This is a genomic window from Mycobacterium kansasii ATCC 12478, from assembly GCF_000157895.3.
Taxonomy (GTDB): Bacteria; Actinomycetota; Actinomycetes; order Mycobacteriales; family Mycobacteriaceae; genus Mycobacterium; species Mycobacterium kansasii.
In genome coordinates this window covers 5,731,002-5,750,005 of record NC_022663.1, presented here as the reverse complement: position 1 = coordinate 5,750,005, position 19,004 = coordinate 5,731,002, and the positions used below count along the sequence as shown (strand labels likewise).

Genomic DNA, 19,004 nt, shown 5'->3' with positions numbered 1-19,004 from the left:
GATGCACACGCGAGCCGCCACTGCACGCTCGGCCGGGCTGAATGGCCGGGCTAGACCTGGCTCAAGCTGTGCACCGGCAACGGCGCGATCGCCGCACGCCCACCCAGCGCCGTGAGTTCGACGACCACGGCCACCCCGGTCACCATGGCACCGGTGCGCTCGAGCAACCGTGTTGCCGCGCTGAGGGTTCCGCCAGTGGCGAGCACGTCGTCGATGAGCACGACATTGCGGCCACGCAACTTGAGGCTGTCGGCGGGAATCTCCATGCTGGCCGCGCCGTATTCCCGGTCGTACTCCTCGGTGAGCACCGGCGGCGGCAGCTTGCCGCTCTTGCGGATCGACAGCACGCCGGTGCCGAGCCGCGCGGCGAGGGCAGCCGCGACCAAAGAACCACGCGATTCGATGCCGGCGACCAAATCCGCACCGGCGGTGACATCAGCCAGCGCGTCGATCACCGCGCCCATCGCTTCGCGGTCCGCGAACAGCGCGGTGAGGTCCTTGAACTGGATTCCGGGCGTCGGGAAATCCGCGACATCACGAGTCAGCGACGCGATCACGTCGGCGACAGGAGCGCTCCCCCTAACAGTCATCACTGCATCAACGCCCATCGGTCCATATTCCAGCCCGCACCCCAGCGGGTCGGATTCCTGCTCACGGCATACATCTTTTTCGACATCAACAACGTGCGCTGCTGCCGGCACAATGGCAACGTCGGCATTTCAGCCCACAGTACCGGCGCCGCCTCGGCGAGCAACCTGACACGCTCGGCGGGATCGGCGGAAACCGCCAACGCCCCGATGATGTTGTCTATCTGGGGATTCGCGTAGCCCGACAGGTTGTTTCCGTTGCCGCTGTGCAGGTCATAGGCGTCCATCGCCGACGATCCGGTGGACCCGCTGCCGGTCGCCCCACCCGTGCTGGCCAGCAGCACATCGATCTTCCCGTCCCGCAGCGCCTGCGGACCCGACGTGTCCAACGTCACATCGGCAACGGTGATCCCGGCCGGCGCGCAGGACTTGGCGATGGCCCCGCCGACGGCAGCCAACCGCGCATTGGGCCCGCGGTAACCGATCCGCACGGACAGTGGCGAGCCCCCCAGCGCATCGCGGGCGGCGGCGGGATCACCCTTGATGAACTGACTAGCCTCGGCCGCGCCGTCCGCCTGGGCGACGGCATCCTCGGTGGCCGGGGACAGGCGTGAGTTGGCGATCGCAACCCCGGCATCCCGGGCGATCGCCTCGCGCGGCGTACACAGGGCGATGGCACGGCGCGCGCGGACTTCGGCCAGCGGCCCGCGCGGCGCGAAGATCAGCTGTTCTATCCCGTCGGACGGCGAATCGATGCGCTGATAGTTGTCCGGCGTGGCCAGCGCCCCTGACGATCCGGCGGCCACGTCCACAACGTCGACGTTGCGGTTGTTGACCCGATCCTGGATGTCGGCTCCCTGCGGCCAGACGGTGACCCGTTTGGTGATCGCCTTGGCGCCCCACCAACGGTCATTGGTGACAAGCACCACCGCGCCACCATCGAGGACGGATTCGATCTGGTACGGGCCCGATGACGGGAAGTGCTTCGAAATCTCGTCGGGTTTGAGGCCGCTCTTGAGGTCCCACGTCGTATTCCACAGCCGCGCAATCTGTTCCACCACAGGCACCTTGTTGGTGAGCAGCGCCGTTGTGATATCGACGTTGAGCTGCTCGGCGATCACGTGCGACGGCATCAGCGACGTCGCGCCGAACAGCTGGGTGTAGTCGACGACGCCGCGATCCGGGATGAACGACACCCGTGCCTTCTTTTGGCCCGGCGTGCACTCGATATTGGCGATGTCGATATAGCCGGCCTGCGTGGCAGCGTCGAAGCCGGGAAATCGCCCGGATTGGGCGGCCCAGCTCAATACCAGGTCGTCGCAGGTCACCGGCTTACCGTCGGAATAGACGGCATTGTCGGCGATCTGATAGTCGAGCACCAGCGGCGAGCCGCCGACCACCGAGATGGTGCCGAAGTCGTGGTCGGCGACGACCTGACCGTCGGGCCCGTGATAGCCGAAGCCGGTGAGCACCCGGGCAAACGCCTGCGCTCCGGCAGAGGCGGCGCCGATGACGGTGTTGGTGTTGTAGGTCGGCAACGCACCGTCGACGACGTAATCGATCTGGCCGGCGGCACTCCCCGAACAGGCGGTCAGGGTTGCGGCCACCGCCACCGTCGCAGCGGTACCAGCGGCCATCCCGACGGCATTGCCGCGCAAGGCTTTCCGCAATCCGGACCACTGGCCGAAATTGCCTCCGCCGCGGCGGCGCCAGGTGGCCATGACTCCTACCGCCGGCCGGCGTTTCGCTTGCCCGTCGGACGTTGCTTGGTGCCGGTGGGCCGCACCGGCCGGGCCCCCGGTGCCGGCTTGGTCGATGCCGCCGGCTTGCTGTCCGCCTTCTGCGGATGGTCGGCTGACTGCGGTGACGCCTCGACAACGGCGGATTCCGTCAGTTCTGCGGCGGTGTCCTCGCCTTGCTCGGCAGCCACCGGCGAGGCGGCACCGCGGCGTTTGAGCACCCGGCGCGTATGAGTGCGTACCAGGTCGGTGCGTTCCCGCAAGGTGACCAGCAGCGGCGTTGCGAAGAAGATCGACGAGTAGGTCCCGACGATGATGCCGATCAGCTGTACCAGTGCCAGGTCCTTGAGCGTGCCTACACCCAGCAGCCACACCGCCACCACCATGAGCGCCACCACCGGCAGCACCGAGATCAGGCTGGTGTTGATCGAGCGCATGAACGTCTGGTTGACAGCCAGGTTGGCCTGCTCTGCGAAGGTGCGCCGGGTGGTGTGCTGGAAGCCGTTGGTGTTTTCTTCGACCTTGTCGAACACGATGACGGTGTCATAGATCGAGAACCCGAGAATCGTCAGCAGCCCGATGACGGTGGCCGGGGTGACTTCGAAGCCCACCAGCGCATAGACGCCGGCGGTGACGGTCAGGTCGAAGACCATGGCCGCAATGGCGGAGATGGTCATGTACCGCTCGTAGCGCACGGTGATGTAGATGGCGACCAGCACCAGGAACACCACCAGCGCAATCACCGCCTTCTTGGTGATCTGGCCGCCCCACGTCTCCGATACCGCCGCATCGCTGATGGCCTTCTTGCTGGGCTTACCGTCGGCACCTTTGGGGTGGAATGCGTCGAACAGGGCGTCGCGCAGCTTTTCCGTCTGGGCGTTGGACAAGGTCTTGGAGCGGATCTGCACGGTCGCCGAGGCTCCGTTGCCGACGGTCACCACCGATTCGGGATCGCTGCCCAGGGTCTTGTGGAACACCTCCTCGACCTCGGTCACTTTCACGTCGCCGCGGGGGAACGACACCGTCGTGCCGCCCTTGAAATCGATCCCGAAAGTGAACCCGCGCACGATGATGCTCAGGATGGCGATCGTGACGATCCCACCGCTGATGCCGTACCAGAGCTTGCGACGTCCCACCACCTCGAACGCACCCGTGCCGGTGTAGAGCCGGGACAGAAAGCTGTGCTGCACTCCGCCGGTGGCCCGGTCGGGGTCGGAGCCGCTGAGCTCTACCGCACCTTGGGCCGCGTCGCCGGCGTCGGTTTCGGTCTCAGTCTTGGTCTTGGTCTTGGACGTCATGGCGTTATCCCCGTCCCGTCTTGGCGGCACCCGCTTGAGCCCGGCGCTCGCGCGCGACCTGCTGCACGGCTCCGAGTCCGTTGTATGCCGGCTTGGCCAGCGTCGACGACTTGGAGGCCAGGTACACCAGCGGCCAGGTCACCAGGAACACGACCACCAGGTCCAGGATCGTGGTCAGACCCAAGGTGAATGCGAATCCCTTTACCTGTCCGATCGCCAGGAAGTACAGCACGGCAGCGGCCAGGAAGGTGACCGCGTTGCCCGACACGATCGTCTTGCGGGCCCGGGCCCAACCGCGCGGCACCGCCGATCGGAACGAACGGCCTTCGCGGATCTCGTCTTTGATGCGTTCGAAGAACACCACGAACGAGTCGGCGGTGGTACCGATACCGATGATCAGACCCGCGATACCCGCCAGGTCAAGGGTGTAGTTGATATAGCGGCCGAGCAGCACCAGGATCGCGAAAACCATTGCGCCGGAAGCGACCAGCGACAGCGCCGTCAGCAGGCCCAGCACCCGGTAGTACAGCAGCGAATAGACCAGCACCAGTGCCAGACCGATCCCGCCGGCGATCAGGCCTGCTCGCAGCGACGTCAAACCCAGTGTCGCCGAAACGGTTTGGGCCTCCGAGGATTCGAAGGACAGCGGCAGCGACCCGTATTTCAGGACGTTGGCTAGCTGGCGCGCGGTTGCCGCGGTGAACGGCGGGTCTCCCCCGCTGATCTGGGTCCGGCCGCCGGGTATCGGCTCGAGAATCTGCGGCGCGCTGACGACCTGCGAATCCAGAGTGAAGGCGGTCTGTTTGCCCAGGTGAGCCGCGGTGTAGCGGGCCCACTCGTCGGCCGCCCCACTCTTGAATTGCAGATCGACGACGTAGCCGACGCCCCGCTGGTCCATCCCGAAGGTGGCGTCTTGAATCTGGTCGCCGCTGATGATCGACGGCTCCAACAGGTAAGCGGTCTTGTGGTCGGTCGAGCAGGTCACCAGCGGCAGCTTGGGGTCGTCGTTGCCGGCCAGGATGTCCTCTTTGTCGCAGCGGGTGGCCTCGAATTGCAGGGCGACCATCTGGATGTAGGGGCTGGTGCTCTGTCGCCACTTCTTCTCCTGCGCGATGCGCTCGGCCAGGTCCTTGCGCGGATCCGGGGGTGCCGGCTGCTCACCGGGTGGCAGGTCGGCGGGCGGCGCCACGCCAGCGCTCGGCGGAGCGGGGCTGTCGCTCGGGGCAGGACTGGGGGCGGGAGCAGGCGACGGTGGCGGCTCCTGCGGATAAGGCCGCGGCTGCGCCGGAGCGCCCGAGGGCGGCGCAGCCGGCGCGCCCGAGGGCGGCGCAGCCGGCGCGCCTGAGGGCGGCGGCGCCGGGGCACCCGAGGGCGGCGGTGTTCCCGCGGGGGGCTTGGGCTCTTCCTGAGCGGGCTGCGCCGGCATCGAGTTGAGCACCGGGCGGATGTAGAGCCGGGCGGTCTGGCCGAGGTTGCGGGCCTCGTTGCCGTCGTTTCCGGGCACCGTGATGACCAGGTTGTCGCCGTCCACGACGACCTCGGAGCCCGACACGCCAAGACCATTGACCCGGGCGCTGATGATCTGCTGAGCCTGGTTCAAGGCCTGCCGACTCGGCGCCGTGCCGTCGGGTGTACGCGCGGTCAGCGTGACACGGGTGCCGCCCTGTAGGTCGATACCCAGCTTCGGGGTGGCCTTCTTGTCGCCGGTGAGGAACACCAGCAGGTAAACGCCGATGAGTAGCACCAGGAACACGGACAGGTAGCGGGCAGGATGCACCGGCGCCGAAGACGATGCCACGTTCCGTATGTCTCCTTGAAAGTCGGTTCTTACCCCCAACAGAGCCTACGTGGCGCAACGGGGCACGTCGCGCAAGCGGGCTTGTGGGTCTGGTCAGCAGTCCGGTCGGGAATCCGGCCGGCAATCCTCAGGACTCCTTGGTCGCGGAGCTCTCGTCGCCGGCCGGTACCTGCTCGTCATCGTCCGGGTGAGCCCGTTCCTCGTCCAGGTCCTCGTCGGTGTCATCGTCCAGGTCCTCATCGGTGTCCGGCAGGATCCGGTCGCGGATTGCCAGCTTCATCCACGTGGTCACCACGCCAGGGGCGATCTCGAGGTCGACGGTGTCGTCGGTGATGCCCACGACGGTGGCTTCCATGCCGGACGTGGTGTGCACCCGATCTCCCGGCTCCAGCGACTCGTGCAGGTCGATGGTGGCTTGCATGGCGCGCCGCTGACGTCGCGACGCGAAATACATGAACCCGCCCATGATGAGCAGGAACGGCAGGAATAAGACCAAACTCTCCATCAACACGCCTGTCTTTCGTATGCGGTATCCCTCGACATTTCGAGGGCGGCGCCGAACTCGACTGGGAAGCTCGCGCGCCTCGTAACCGTCCAGTCTGCCATTCACGCAGGTCGCGAACGGACCGGCACCACGGCAGACCGCGCCAGGTCGCACCGCGGCGGCGAACCGATAGGCTTTACCCGCGACGTGACCGCCGCGCCGCGGGGAGAGGAGGATGCGTGGCCAGCCTCGAGCAGACACGCCACCTGGTCACCGAAATCCCGGGTCCCGCATCGCTGGAACTGAACAAACGGCGGGTCGCGGCGGTGTCCAGTGGTGTAGGGGTCATGCTGCCGGTGTTCGTCGTCCGCGCCGGCGGGGGGATCCTCGAGGATGCCGACGGGAACCGGCTCATCGACCTGGGTTCCGGGATCGCCGTGACGACCATCGGCAATTCCCATCCCAAGGTCGTGGACGCGGTGCGCGAGCAGGTGGCGGAGTTCACCCACACCTGCTTCATGGTGACGCCCTACGAGCAGTACGTGGCCGTCGCCGAACAACTCAACCGGATCACCCCGGGCTCCGGCGAGAAGCGCTCGGCGCTGTTCAACTCCGGCGCCGAGGCCGTCGAGAACGCCATCAAGATCGCCCGCGCTTACACCCGCAAGCCCGCGGTGGTCGCGTTCGACCACGCGTATCACGGCCGCACCAACATGACGATGGCGCTGACCGCCAAGTCCATGCCCTACAAGAGCGGCTTCGGCCCGTTCGCCCCGGAGATCTACCGGGCTCCGCTGTCCTACCCCTACCGCGACGGACTGCTCGACAAGGAGCTGGCCACCGACGGTGAACTGGCCGCCGCACGGACCATCAGCGTCATCGACAAGCAGGTCGGCGCCAGCAACTTGGCCGCCGTCATCATCGAGCCCATCCAGGGCGAAGGCGGTTTCATCGTTCCCGCCGACGGGTTCCTGCCCGCGCTGCTGGACTGGTGCCGCAGCAACGACGTCGTCTTCATCGCCGACGAGGTGCAGACCGGCTTTGCCCGCACCGGCGCGATGTTCGCCTGCGAGCACGAGGGCACCGACGGCCTGGAGCCCGACCTGATCGTCACCGCCAAGGGCATCGCCGACGGACTGCCGCTGTCCGCGGTGACCGGTCGGGCCGAGATCATGGATGCACCGCACGCCAGCGGTGTGGGCGGCACGTTCGGCGGCAACCCGGTCGCGTGTGCGGCCGCGCTGGCCACCATCGAAACCATCGAACGTGAGGGCCTGGTGGAACGGGCCCGGCAGATCGAGCAGCAGATCATGGACCGGTTGTTGCGGCTGCAGGTGGCCGACGACCGAGTGGGCGACGTGCGTGGTCGCGGCGCCATGATCGCCCTCGAGCTGGTGAAGTCCGGAACCGCCGAACCCGACGCCGAGCTGACCGAGAAACTGGCCACCGCAGCCCACCGCGCCGGGGTGATCCTGTTGACTTGCGGCATGTTCGGCAACGTCATCCGGCTACTGCCGCCGCTGACCATCACCGACGAGCTACTGGCCGAAGGCCTCGACATCATGTGCGGGATCCTGGGCGACCTCTGACCAGAAGCCGAGCAGGGTTCGCGCGATCAGCTCGGGGTCCAGCAGCAGCGGCGCCACCCTCGCGCTGCCCGACAGCACGCCGGCGCGGGCGTTGCGCATGGTGGCGCAGGCAGACTCTGCCTGCGCCACCGGCCAGCCTTCGTCGTCGTCGCGGGCGGCCAACATCAGGGTGGGCGCGGTCACCCGCGGCAGATACTCGCTCAGGTCGGGCCGCTTCAGCATCATCGAGCGCATCGCGTGCAACATTCCGGTGCGGTCGGCGCACCGGAATGCATCGATAACCGTGTAAGCCTGATCCGGTTGCGCGGCAACGGCTTCCGGCCCCAGCAGGGCGTCGGAGAGCGCCACGGACAGAAATCGCGTCGGACCCGACCACCGATACAGCGCCACCAACGGCCAGGCCTTGGCCCAGCGGAACCGGGTGCTCAGCGCCGGCACCGGGGTGCCGATGGTGGTCAACGTGCGAATCCGCCGCGATTGGGTTGCGGCCAGCAGAATGCCGACGTGCCCGCCCCAGGCGTTGCCGACCCAGTCGACGGGTTCGGCGATGCCCAGCCCGTCGAGGACCTCTCCGGCGGCACGGGTGCATTCGTCGAACGTGAAGTCGCGGTGGACGGGTTCGCTGCGCCCGTGCGACGGCCCGTCGACCGTCACCACGGCGCGGTGCGGCGCCAGCGCGTCCAGAGCGTCGGTCAGCGGCGCCCACGATCGTGAATCCAGGAACAAACTGTGCCAGAAGACGGTGACCGGTCCTGTCCCCTGTCGCGTCACGTGCAGGCGCCCCAGGGCGGTCGGGACGAATCCATCGGTGCGGTCGGCCATGGGAGCCCTCCAATTACTTCGGAACCCGAAACTTCGGTAACCGTAGTATCCTCCTCTGCTATGGCGGCGTCAACGGAATTGCCGGCGGACCGGCAGGCAGTGGGCCAATTGTTGGTGCGATTGACCCGGCAATTTCGCCGCGAGTTGGCGCAACCCCGCGCGGCGCGCGGCTACGGCGATGTCCGCGATCCGCACCTGCAGATCTTCGGCAATATCGGCACCGGCGGCGTCCGGCTCACCGAACTGGCCGCACGCGCACAGCTCAGTCTCGCGGCGACCTCGGAGCTGGTAAACGATCTGTGCGCGTTGGGATACCTGACCAGGCGGGCCGACCCGGACGACGGGCGGGCCAAGCTGATCGAACTCACCGACCGCGGACAGCGGTTGCTTGCCGACGCCGGTGAGCGGGTCGCCGACATCGAGGCGCGATGGTCGGAACTGGTCGGCACCGGCGATTTCGCGCACATGTGTGACACCATGCAACGACTGCTCGACAGCCTCGATCCCGACGAAGCGCGCCGGTAACCCGCCCACCGACGTGCGCCATCTCACAGTGCAGGCACCCGTGCCGATCGTTGTGAAATACCGTTAGTTTCGCTAACGTTCTAGTTGCTCAGCGCAGCGTAGCGCAAACAATCTTTTCGCCTCAGTGACCGCAAGGAACTGTTATGTCGACTACCACTCGTGACGAGCGCCTCGAGCGCCGCATCGACACCCTGATCCACGACGACGCACAGTTCGCCGCCGCCAAGCCGGACCCGGCAATCGCCGCCGCCCTGGAAAAGCCCGGCCTGAGCCTGCCAGAGATCATCCAGACCGCGCTGCAGGGCTACGCCGACCGGCCGGCTCTCGGGCAGCGCGCCGTCGAGTTCGTCACGGACACCCAGACCGGCCGCACCTCGGTGCGGCTGCTGACCCGCTTCGAGACCATCACCTACCGTCAGCTCGGCGACCGGGTCGGTGCGCTGGCGCGCGCCCTGACCCACGACTCGGTGCACGCCGGCGACCGGGTCTGCGTGCTGGGCTTCAACAGCCTCGACTACACCACCATCGACATGGCGCTGGCGAAGGTCGGCGCGGTGTCGGTGCCGCTGCAGACCAGTGCGGCGGTTACCCAGCTGCAGCCGATCGTGGCCGAGACCGAGCCCACCATGATGGCGGCCAGTGTGAATCAGCTGTCGGATGCCGTGGACGTGCTGTTGAGCGGCCACCTGCCGGCCAAGCTGGTGGTGTTCGACTACCACCCCGAGGTGGACGACCAGCGCGAGGCGCTCGACACGGCCCGGGAGCGGTTGGCGGACACAGCGGTGGTTGTCCAGACCCTCAAGGACGTCCTGGACCACGGCGCAACGCTGGCGGCGGGGTCGGTTGCCGAGCCGCTCGCGGCGTCGGGCGACAACGACTCGCTGGCGCTGCTGATCTACACCTCCGGCAGCACCGGCGCACCCAAAGGTGCGATGTATCGACAGAGCAACGTCGGCAAGATGTGGCGCCGGTCGAGCAAGAACTGGTTCGGGCCCACCGCGGCGTCGATCACCCTCAACTTCATGCCGATGAGCCACATCATGGGACGTGGAGTCCTCTACGGCACGCTCGGCAACGGCGGCACCGCGTACTTCGCGGCCAGGAGCGACCTCTCGACGCTGCTGGAAGACTTGCGGCTGGTGCGGCCCACCGAGTTGAACTTCGTGCCGCGGATCTGGGAGACCTTGTACGGCGAATACCAGCGCGCGGTCGACCAGCGGTCGGTCGATCCCGGTGAACCCGCCGCCCGCGAAGCCGTCGAAGCCCAGGTCATGGCCGAGCAGCGCCAGGACCTGCTGGGTGGGCGCTATATCTTCGCGATGACGGGCTCGGCGCCCATGTCCCCGGAGCTGCGGAACTGGGTGGAAGCGCTGCTGGAGATCCCACTGCTCGACGGTTACGGCTCCACCGAGGCCGGGATGGTCATGTTCGACGGTGAAATTCAGCGCCCGCCGGTGATCGACTACAAGCTGGTCGACGTGCCCGATCTGGGCTACTTCAGCACCGACCAGCCGTATCCGCGGGGCGAGTTGCTGCTCAAGACCGAGAACATGTTCCCAGGCTATTACAAGCGGCCGGAGGTTACGGCCAGCGTGTTCGACGCGGACGGCTACTACCGGACCGGAGACGTCGTGGCCGAGGTCGCTCCGGACCGGCTGGTGTACGTGGACCGCCGCAACAACGTGCTGAAGCTTGCCCAGGGCGAGTTCGTGACCGTCGCCAAGCTGGAGGCGGTGTTCGGCAACAGCCCGCTGGTGCGCCAGATCTACGTCTACGGCAACAGCGCGCATCCCTACCTGTTGGCCGTGGTGGTGCCAACGGAAGAAGCGTCGGCGGGCACTGACATAGCGGCCTTGAAGCCGCTGATCGCCGACTCGCTGCAGACCGTCGCCAAAGAGGCCGGCCTGCAGTCCTACGAGGTGCCGCGCGACTTCCTCATCGAGACAACACCATTCACGCTGGAGAACGGTCTGCTCACCGGTATCCGCAAGCTGGCGTGGCCGAAGCTGAGGCAGCATTACGGCGAACGGCTGGAGCAGCTCTACACGGAGCTGGCCGCGAGCCAGGCCAACGAGTTGAGCGAGCTGCGGCGCAGCGGGGCCCATGCGCCGGTGCTGGAAACGGTGAGCCGGGCGGCGGGCGCGCTGCTGGGGGCGGCGAGCACCGCCTTGTCACCCGACGCGCACTTCACCGATCTGGGTGGAGACTCGTTGTCGGCGTTGACATTCGGCAACCTGCTGCGGGAGATCTTCGACGTTGACGTACCGGTGGGTGTGATCGTCAGCCCGGCCAGCGACCTGGCGGCGATCGCCGCTTACATCGAGGGCGAGCGGCAGGGCAGCAAGCGACCCACGTTCGCCGTGATTCACGGTCGGGACGCGCTAGAGGTGCATGCGAGTGACCTCACCCTGGACAAGTTCATCGACGCATCCACCCTGGCAGCCGCACCGGTACTGCCGCCTCCGAGCGCCGCGGTGCGCACCGTCCTGTTGACCGGCGCGACCGGCTTTTTGGGCCGCTACCTGGCGCTGGACTGGCTGGAGCGCATGGACCTGGTCGACGGCAAGGTGATCGCCCTGGTGCGGGCGAAGTCGGACGACGATGCCCGGGCACGCCTGGACAAGACGTTCGACAGCGGAGACCCCGAGCTGCTGACCCACTACCGGCGGCTGGCGACCGACCACTTGGAGGTCATCGCCGGCGACAAGGGCGAGGCCAACCTCGGGCTGGATCAGCTGACCTGGCAGCGGCTGGCCGACACCGTCGACCTGATCGTCGACCCGGCCGCGTTGGTCAACCACGTGCTGCCCTACAGCGAGCTGTTCGGCCCCAACGCGCTGGGCACCGCCGAATTGATCCGGATAGCGCTGACCGGCAAGCTCAAGCCCTACACCTACGTCTCGACCATCGGGGTGGGCGACCAGATCGAGCCGGGCAAGTTCACCGAGGACGCCGACATCCGGCACATCAGCGCGACCCGGAAGATCAACGACAGTTACGCCAACGGCTACGGCAACAGCAAGTGGGCCGGCGAGGTGCTACTGCGCGAGGCCCACGACCTGTGCGGGCTGCCGGTCGCGGTGTTCCGCTGCGACATGATCCTGGCCGACACCACGTGGGCGGGTCAGCTCAACGTGCCGGACATGTTCACCCGGATGATGCTGAGCCTGGTGGCCACCGGCATTGCACCCGGTTCGTTCTACGAGCTGGACGCCGACGGCAACCGGCAGCGTGCCCACTACGACGGCTTGCCGGTCGAGTTCATCGCCGAGGCGATCGCGACGCTGGGCGCCCGGGACGGGAAGGGTTTCCAGACCTACCACGTGATGAACCCCTACGACGACGGCATCGGGATGGACCGGTTCGTCGACTGGCTCGTCGACGCCGGATGCGCCATCCACCGCATCGACGACTACGGCGACTGGCTGCGACGATTCGAGACCGCGCTGCGCGGCCTGCCCGAAAAGCAGCGTCACGCGTCACTACTGCCGTTGCTGCACAACTACCAGAAGCCGGCGCCGCCGCTGCGCGGGTCGATGGCTCCGACCGACCGGTTCCGGGCGGCCGTGCAGGACGCGAAAGTGGGCCCGGACAAGGACATCCCGCACATCTCGCCGCAGATCATCGCGAAGTACCTCAGTGATCTGCGCTTGCTCGGGCTCCTCTGAGTCGGATCTGAGTCGGGTCTGAGTCGGCCTTCCACGCTGGCTTACACGCTGGCACGGTGACGGCGCAGGAACCGGCCGCGGTGCTCGGTGCTTGCGGCTTCGCTGCTCGCCGCCGGCATTTTTTGTGCCCGCGGCATGGTGAGGGCATCGGAATACCTTGCGTCCGAATATGGTTCCGGCGACGCCCCGGCAGCGGGTGCGTCCGCCGCAGCGACCGGTTCCTCAGCCGGCGCCGTAACCGGCGCCGGCCGGACATCACGGGCCAGCCGCACCGCCAGGCGAGACAGGACCGCGCCGGCCAGGAAGACGATCAGCACTCCCAGGCCGGAGAAGTAGGCGAGTTCCAACACTGCGCGCTTGCGATCCGTCACGGCGACCGGATCCCCCACCGAGCCGATCCGCAACAGCGGGGCGAACTGGGTGCCGACCACGAACCATGCACCGGCGAGGGCGGACAGCCAGCCACCGAGCATCGCGATAGCGCGGTTGCCGGAAATGATCAGCAGCAGACCCCCGACCGCCGCGGCGACACCCGGCAATACCTCGAGCCAGCCCCGAGCGGCGGTCCACGCCTGGCCCGGCGTATAGGCGAAGTCGAATCTGGGACCGATGAACGGAATCAGCGCACCCCAGGCGCCCAGAATCACTAGGAGTAATCCGGTCACCACTCCGCGGGAGCGCGGCATCCGCAGCGTTGCGGGGCGGTCTTCTGTGTGCTTCATGGCAGCCTCCTCATTAGGTACCGGCTTGGGTACCCCGACGGTCCGGCGATGTAACGCCCGGCCGCGCGATGACTGCCCGATCTATAGAAACCGCTGACAACGATTGCCGAAGTATCGATAATTACCGACATTGCTTGCAGCTGTGGCTTATGTCACGTGACCGGGTTCGGGAGGGGTTCGATGTCGTTTGTGTTCGCAGTTCCGGAGTTTCTGACAACGGCAGCGCAGGATGCGGCCGCAATCGGCACGTCGCTGAGTACGGCAAACGCCGCGGCAGCATCGTCCACGACAGGAGTGCTGGCGGCCGGTGCCGACGAGGTGTCGCAGGCCATTACGGCACTGTTCAACGGCTACGCCGCGCAATATCAGTCGTTGAGCGCCCAGGCCGCGCAGCTTCATCAGAGTTTTGTCCAAACACTGAATGCGGCCAGTGGGGCGTATGCGGGCGCCGAGGCGGCTAATGTCACGCCGTTGCAGACGTTGGAGCAGAGCCTGTTGGGCGCCATCAACGCGCCCGCCCAGACGTTGTTCGGGCGGCCGTTCATCGGCAATGGCGCGGACGGGACGGCGGCAAGTCCTAACGGCGGTGCCGGGGGCATTTTGTACGGCAACGGCGGAAACGGCTTTTCCCAAGCGACGGCCGGGCAGCCCGGCGGTGCGGGAGGCTCCGCGGGCCTGATCGGCAACGGCGGCAACGGCGGGGGCGGTGGGGCCGGTGCCGCCGGTGGGGCCGGCGGCAACGGCGGTTGGCTGATCGGCAACGGCGGCGCCGGCGGCGCCGGCGGCGCCACCAGCGTTGTCGGCGGGACGGGTGGTGCCGGCGGCGCCGGCGGCAGCGCCCCATTGCTCGGCTGGGGCGGCCACGGCGGGGCCGGCGGTGCCGCTGCCTCGGGTACCGGCGGCGCCGGCGGCGCCGGCGGCGCCGCCGGCTCACTCTTGTCCCTCGGCACTGCCGGCGGTGACGGCGGGGCCGGCGGGACCGGCCTGACCGGCGGCGCCGGGGGCGGAGGCGGTCAGGGACAGGGTCTGCTGTTCGGCCTCGGCGGTGACGGCGGAGCCGGCGGAGCGGGTGACACCGCCGGCGGTGACGGCGGTGCCGGCGGCGTCGGCGGGGGTCGTCTGTTCGGCCTGGGTGGCAACGGTGGCGCCGGGGGCGCCGCCACCGGCGCCACCGGTGTCGGTGGTGACGGTGGCGCCGGTGGCGCCGGTGGCGCCAACTTCGGCTACGGGCAGGGCGGTGCCGGTGGCCTCGGTGGCTACGGCATCTCGAAGGGCGGCATGGGCGGCGCGGGCGGCGTGGCGGGCACACTCGCCGGCGTGGCCGTCGGCGGTTTCGGTGGCCTCGGTGGTGCCGGCAACGTCGGCGGCGCCGGCGGCCAGGGCGGCGAGGCGGCCGCGCTCGTCGGTGCGGGCATCGGCGGCGGCGGCGGCCAGGGTGGGTTCGGCGTGACCACCGGCGGCGCCGGCGGCCAGGCCGGCCAGGGCGTGGCGTTGACCGGCCTGGGCGTCGGCGGTGTCGGCGGATTTGGCGGCGACAGTGTCACGGGCACCGGCGGCAACGGCGGTGCCGGTGGCGACGCCGGCGGCCTGCTCGCCCTCAACTTCGCCGGTAACGGCGGCAACGCCGGTCAGGGCGCCGGCGGTCCTGCCAACGGCGGCGATGGCGGCAACGTCGGCATCGTCAACAACGGCGCCTTCACGCCGGCGCTGTACGGCTTCGGCGGCAACGGTGGCAACGGCGTCAACGGTGGCACCGGTGGCACCGGTGGCACCGGCGGAATACTCGGCGGCGCCAACGGGACGAACGGATCGCCGTAACTTAGTCGAACAGCCCCGGTTGGCCCAGCCCGCTGACCCCGGCCGGCGGGCTCATGCCTAGATGCGTCCAGGCCAGCGCGGTGGCCACCCGGCCGCGCGGTGTACGAGCGACCATCCCGGCACGCACCAGGAACGGCTCGCACACCTCCTCCACGGTCGCCGCCTCCTCCCCTACGGCCACCGCCAGCGTGGAGACGCCGACCGGGCCGCCGCCGAAGCTGCGGGTCAGGGCGGACAGCACCGCGCGGTCCAGCCGGTCCAGGCCCAGCTCGTCGACGTCGTAGACCTCCAGCGCCGCCTTGGCGACATCGCGGGTGATGACGCCGTCGGCGCGGACCTCGGCAAAGTCACGGACCCGCCGCAGCAGCCGGTTGGCGATCCGCGGCGTTCCCCTGGAACGGCGGGCGATCTCCGCTGCAGCCTCGGCACCCAGTTGGATGCCCAGAATTCCGGCCGAGCGCGCCAGCACCCGCTCCAGCTCGGCCGGTTCGTAGAAGTCCATGTGCGCAGTGAAACCGAACCGGTCGCGCAGCGGGCCGGTCAGCGCCCCGGAACGGGTGGTGGCACCGACCAGGGTGAACGGCGCGATCTCCAGCGGAATCGACGTCGCGCCGGGACCCTTGCCGACCACCACGTCGACCCGGAAATCCTCCATCGCCAGATACAACATCTCCTCGGCCGGGCGGGCGATGCGGTGAATCTCGTCGATGAACAGCACGTCGTGGTCGACCAGGTTGGACAGCATCGCGGCCAGGTCGCCGGCGCGCTCCAGCGCGGGTCCCGACGTCACTCGAAGCGAGGACCCCAGCTCGCCGGCGATGATCATCGCCAGCGACGTCTTGCCCAGTCCGGGCGGGCCGGACAGCAGGATGTGATCCGGTGTGCCGCCTCGGTTTCGGGCTCCTTCGATGACCAGCTGGAGCTGTTCGCGCACCCGGGGCTGGCCGATGAACTCCCGTAACGAGCGGGGCCGCAGGCTGCCGTCGATATCGCCCTCGCCGACGGCCAGGGCCGGTGACACGTCGCGGTCGCCCGGCTCGCTCATCGCGCCTTACCCAGCAATGCCAGGGCGGCCCGCAACGCGCCCGACGTCGTGGTCCCGGGTTCTGCCGCAAGCACCTTGTCGGTGGCCTCCTCGGCCTGTTTGGCGGCAAAGCCGAGGCCGACGAGGGCCTCCACCACCGGAGTCCGCACCGCGTTGCCGTTGAGCGCGGGCGCGGCCGCCCCCGCCGGGCCCACCTTGTCGCGCAACTCCAGCACCATCCGTTCGGCGCCGCGTTTGCCGATACCGGGCACCCGCGTCAACGCCGCGACGTCGCCATCGGCCAGCGCCCGGCGCAGCGCCGCGGCGTCGTGTACGGCCAGTGTCGCCATCGCCAGGCGGGGACCGACACCAGAGACCGACAACAGCGTCAGGAACAGGTCGCGAGTTTCCCGGTCGCCGAATCCGTACAGCGTCATCGAATCCTCGCGCACGATCATCGCCGTGACCAGCCGCGCCTCGGTCCCCTGCCGCAATGTCGCCAGCGTCGACGGTGTCGCGTTGACCCGGTATCCGACACCGGCCGCCTCAATCACCACGTGATCGAGGGCCACCTCCAGCACCTCACCACGGACCCCGGCGATCATCGCGCGGCCTTCAGCTTGGCCAGATAGGCGTGGCGCTGCTGTGCGGCCAGTGCCTCGGCCCGAGCGATCCGGGCGATCATCGGCGCCCGCCAGCAATGGCAGATCGCCAGGGCCAATGCGTCGGCCGCATCGGCCGGTGTCGGTTTGGCTTGCAGGGCAAGGATTCTGGTGACCATCGCGGTGACCTGGGCCTTGTCGGCGGCACCGTTGCCGGTGACGGCGGCCTTGACCTCGCTGGGCGTGTGGAAGTGGACGTCGATGTCGCGTTTGGCCGCCGCCAGGGCGATCACCCCCCCGGCCTGCGCGGTACCCATCACCGTCGTCACGTTCAGCTGGGAGAACACCCGCTCGATGGCCAGCACGTCGGGGCGGTGGGTGTCCAGCCAGTGCTCGACGGCTTCATTGATGGCCAGCAGCCGCTTCGACAGCGCCGTATCCGAGGGGGTGCGCACCACGTCGACATCGAGCGCGACGAGGTCGCGGCCCCGCCCGCTTTCCACCAGCGACAGCCCGCACCGCGTCAACCCGGGATCGACACCCATTACCCGCACCGCATTTACCTTTCAGGGCCCTTTCGCACCGAACAGCTGTTCGATAGCCTAGCGGCTGGGTGTGACAGGGCCGGGCAAGGACACGCGGTTTAACCACGCGTCCGGAGGTAGCCGCTGTCGCATGCCTCTTATCCGGAGCCGGCCCGGTACAAAGCTGTTACGTTAGGGCGCACATCGGCTCGCCGTAGGGAAGGGTTGGGGTGGGATCACTGCTGGTGGTGCTCGCGGTGGCATTGTTCATCGCGTCACTTCTCGTCCTCGTCGTCGCTCTCAAGCGGCCCAAGACCGCCGCGCCGCCGGGCAGCCGCCAAGATCCCCTGTCGTTCAACGCGATGCCTCAGTTCGGCCCGCGTCAGCTCGGCCCCGGCGCCATCGTCAGCTACGGCGGTGTCGACTATGTGGTTCGCGGATCGGTCACCTACCGGGAGGGACCGTTCGTCTGGTGGGAGCACTTGCTGGAGGGAGGCGACCAGCCGACGTGGTTCAGCGTCGAAGACGACGACGGACGCCTCGAGCTGGCCATGTGGGTGAAACGCACCGACCTCGCCGTGCAACCCGACGGCGATCAGGTGCTCGACGGTGTGACGTTTCACGAATCGGAGCGCGGGCATGCCGGTTACACCACGGAGGGGACGACGGGCCTGCCCGCGGGTGGCGAGATGGACTACGTCGACTACGTCGGCGCCGGTCGGGGGGCCGACGAGACCGCGTTGTTGTCATTCGAGCGTTGGGCACCCGACATGCCCTGGGAGATATCCACCGGCAAAGCGGTGCTGCCCGGCGAGCTGACCGTCTACCCCGCTCCCCCGGCGTCCGCATAAGGACCATCGGTGCCGCTTCATCAGCTCGCCGTCGCTCCGGCTGACGTATCGGGGGCCCGGCTGCGGCTGGCCATCAACGCGCCGCCGCCCCGGCCCCTGGCCAGCCATCGGATGGACCACCCCCACGGCGGCACCCTGCTGCTCGGCGTGCTGGGGGCATCGCATGTCATCACCGTGCACCACGGCGGCACCGCCTTTTCCGAGCAGATCTCCTGTTCGGCCCGCAATCAGGGCTCGAGTCTGCCGGCGCACACCGAGGCTCCCGGCTACCGGCTGGAATCCCGCAGCGACACCCATGACGAGTCGACGTTCCGCCGTCTCGCCCACGAGCTGCGCCGGCGCTGCGCGCGCGACGACGGGTGGCTGGGCGGCATGTTTCCCGGCGATGACGCCGCGCTGACCGCGCTGGCCGCCGAACCCGACGGCACCGGCTGGCGCTGGCAGACCTGGCACCTCTACCCGACCGGCTCCGGCGGCTCGGTGGTGTACACCGCAAGCCGGTGGCAACCATGAGCCGCAACCGCTTGCTTCTGATTGCCGGGGGGCTGGCCGTCGCCGCCACGGTGTCGCTGGTCTCGGGAGTAGTGCTGCTGAACCGGAACATCAGCTCATATATCGCGTCTCACTATCGCGAAGAATCTCGCGACGCCAACGGAACGCGTTACCTCTGCACGGGATCAGCACATCAGGTGGCCGACACACTGGCCCACTATCAGGCCCCCGCGGCGCGCGCGGCCAGCGGCGACAACGAATACCTGCGCTACCGCAACAACATCGTGATCGTCGGCCCCGACGGCTCCTACCCGTGCAGCATCCGCGTCGAACCCCTGAGCGCGGGCTACAGCCACGGCTCATTCGTCTTCCTCGGCCCGGGGTTCACCCCCGGGTCTCCGTCGGGCGGCTCCGGAGGCAGCCCCGGCGGGCCGGGCGGCAGCAAGTAGGACCAGTACCCA

17 protein-coding genes are annotated in these 19,004 nt (G+C 68.4%); 7 read left to right on the top strand and 10 right to left on the bottom strand.

Features of this window, described 5'->3' with window-relative positions:
• Positions 1 to 50 precede the first annotated feature (50 nt).
• From MKAN_RS25020 to yajC, 5 genes are all read right to left on the bottom strand, one after another.
• On the bottom strand, positions 51 to 590 hold the full coding sequence (locus tag MKAN_RS25020; protein WP_036391433.1) for an adenine phosphoribosyltransferase: 540 nt from the start codon (positions 588 to 590) through the stop codon (positions 51 to 53).
• Entirely contained in the window at positions 590 to 2,224 is a 1,635-nt protein-coding gene (locus tag MKAN_RS25015; RefSeq protein ID WP_225722966.1) for an ABC transporter substrate-binding protein, read from the bottom strand. Before MKAN_RS25015 ends, MKAN_RS25020 begins: the two co-directional genes overlap by 1 nt.
• 89 nt (positions 2,225 to 2,313) lie before the next feature.
• Positions 2,314 to 3,624 (bottom strand): protein translocase subunit SecF, encoded by a 1,311-nt coding sequence (gene secF / locus MKAN_RS25010; RefSeq protein WP_023372942.1) that lies wholly within the window; start codon positions 3,622 to 3,624, stop codon positions 2,314 to 2,316.
• Between the two features lie 4 nt (positions 3,625 to 3,628).
• Positions 3,629 to 5,422: a protein translocase subunit SecD gene (secD, locus tag MKAN_RS25005; protein ID WP_023372940.1), complete on the bottom strand. Its 1,794-nt coding sequence runs from the start codon at positions 5,420 to 5,422 to the stop codon at positions 3,629 to 3,631.
• Between the two features lie 127 nt (positions 5,423 to 5,549).
• Positions 5,550 to 5,927 carry a preprotein translocase subunit YajC gene (gene yajC / locus MKAN_RS25000; protein ID WP_042313999.1) on the bottom strand — a complete coding sequence of 126 codons (378 nt, stop codon included), beginning with the start codon at positions 5,925 to 5,927 and terminating at the stop codon, positions 5,550 to 5,552.
• A gap of 218 nt (positions 5,928 to 6,145) precedes the next feature.
• Here yajC and gabT point away from each other — a divergent pair, with 218 nt between their 5' ends.
• Complete coding sequence (gene gabT, locus MKAN_RS24995; RefSeq protein ID WP_023372936.1) at positions 6,146 to 7,495, top strand: 4-aminobutyrate--2-oxoglutarate transaminase; 1,350 nt, start codon at positions 6,146 to 6,148, stop codon at positions 7,493 to 7,495.
• On the opposite strand, the gene MKAN_RS24990 is transcribed toward gabT, so the two are convergent.
• Positions 7,445 to 8,317 (bottom strand): alpha/beta fold hydrolase, encoded by an 873-nt coding sequence (locus tag MKAN_RS24990; protein ID WP_023372934.1) that lies wholly within the window; start codon positions 8,315 to 8,317, stop codon positions 7,445 to 7,447. The two genes, gabT and MKAN_RS24990, sit on opposite strands and share 51 nt — an antisense overlap.
• 60 nt (positions 8,318 to 8,377) lie before the next feature.
• Between MKAN_RS24990 and MKAN_RS24985 the strand changes: the two genes are divergently transcribed.
• On the top strand, positions 8,378 to 8,842 hold the full coding sequence (locus tag MKAN_RS24985) for a MarR family winged helix-turn-helix transcriptional regulator (RefSeq protein ID WP_023372932.1): 465 nt from the start codon (positions 8,378 to 8,380) through the stop codon (positions 8,840 to 8,842).
• Positions 8,843 to 8,985: 143 nt separating this feature from the next.
• Complete coding sequence (gene car / locus MKAN_RS24980; RefSeq protein ID WP_023372930.1) at positions 8,986 to 12,510, top strand: carboxylic acid reductase; 3,525 nt, start codon at positions 8,986 to 8,988, stop codon at positions 12,508 to 12,510.
• A gap of 41 nt (positions 12,511 to 12,551) precedes the next feature.
• Here the strand turns inward: car and MKAN_RS24975 are convergent, their stop codons facing one another.
• Positions 12,552 to 13,232, bottom strand: a complete 681-nt coding sequence (locus MKAN_RS24975) for a hypothetical protein (RefSeq protein WP_023372928.1) — start codon at positions 13,230 to 13,232, stop codon at positions 12,552 to 12,554.
• 180 nt (positions 13,233 to 13,412) lie between these two features.
• Between MKAN_RS24975 and MKAN_RS24970 the strand changes: the two genes are divergently transcribed.
• On the top strand, positions 13,413 to 15,050 hold the full coding sequence (locus tag MKAN_RS24970; RefSeq protein ID WP_036444438.1) for a PE family protein: 1,638 nt from the start codon (positions 13,413 to 13,415) through the stop codon (positions 15,048 to 15,050).
• Position 15,051: 1 nt separating this feature from the next.
• Here MKAN_RS24970 and ruvB read toward each other — a convergent pair whose 3' ends face one another.
• From ruvB to ruvC, 3 genes are read right to left on the bottom strand one after another with little or no spacing between them, the layout of a single operon-like run.
• Positions 15,052 to 16,095 carry a Holliday junction branch migration DNA helicase RuvB gene (gene ruvB, locus MKAN_RS24965; RefSeq protein ID WP_023372924.1) on the bottom strand — a complete coding sequence of 348 codons (1,044 nt, stop codon included), beginning with the start codon at positions 16,093 to 16,095 and terminating at the stop codon, positions 15,052 to 15,054.
• Entirely contained in the window at positions 16,092 to 16,679 is a 588-nt protein-coding gene (gene ruvA, locus MKAN_RS24960; protein ID WP_023372922.1) for a Holliday junction branch migration protein RuvA, read from the bottom strand. The genes ruvB and ruvA overlap by 4 nt, the downstream gene beginning before the upstream one ends.
• Positions 16,676 to 17,230 (bottom strand): crossover junction endodeoxyribonuclease RuvC, encoded by a 555-nt coding sequence (gene ruvC / locus MKAN_RS24955; protein WP_023372920.1) that lies wholly within the window; start codon positions 17,228 to 17,230, stop codon positions 16,676 to 16,678. Before ruvC ends, ruvA begins: the two co-directional genes overlap by 4 nt.
• A gap of 200 nt (positions 17,231 to 17,430) precedes the next feature.
• On the opposite strand from ruvC, the gene MKAN_RS24950 reads away from it, so the two are divergent.
• The 3 genes from MKAN_RS24950 to MKAN_RS24940 are packed head-to-tail and all read left to right on the top strand — an operon-like array spanning position 17,431 to position 18,992.
• Positions 17,431 to 18,051: a DUF4178 domain-containing protein gene (locus tag MKAN_RS24950; protein ID WP_023372918.1), complete on the top strand. Its 621-nt coding sequence runs from the start codon at positions 17,431 to 17,433 to the stop codon at positions 18,049 to 18,051.
• A 9-nt stretch (positions 18,052 to 18,060) separates the two neighbouring features.
• Positions 18,061 to 18,564, top strand: a complete 504-nt coding sequence (locus tag MKAN_RS24945) for a DUF2617 family protein (protein WP_023372916.1) — start codon at positions 18,061 to 18,063, stop codon at positions 18,562 to 18,564.
• Complete coding sequence (locus tag MKAN_RS24940; RefSeq protein WP_036391429.1) at positions 18,561 to 18,992, top strand: DUF4247 domain-containing protein; 432 nt, start codon at positions 18,561 to 18,563, stop codon at positions 18,990 to 18,992. Before MKAN_RS24945 ends, MKAN_RS24940 begins: the two co-directional genes overlap by 4 nt.
• Positions 18,993 to 19,004: the final 12 nt, after the last annotated feature.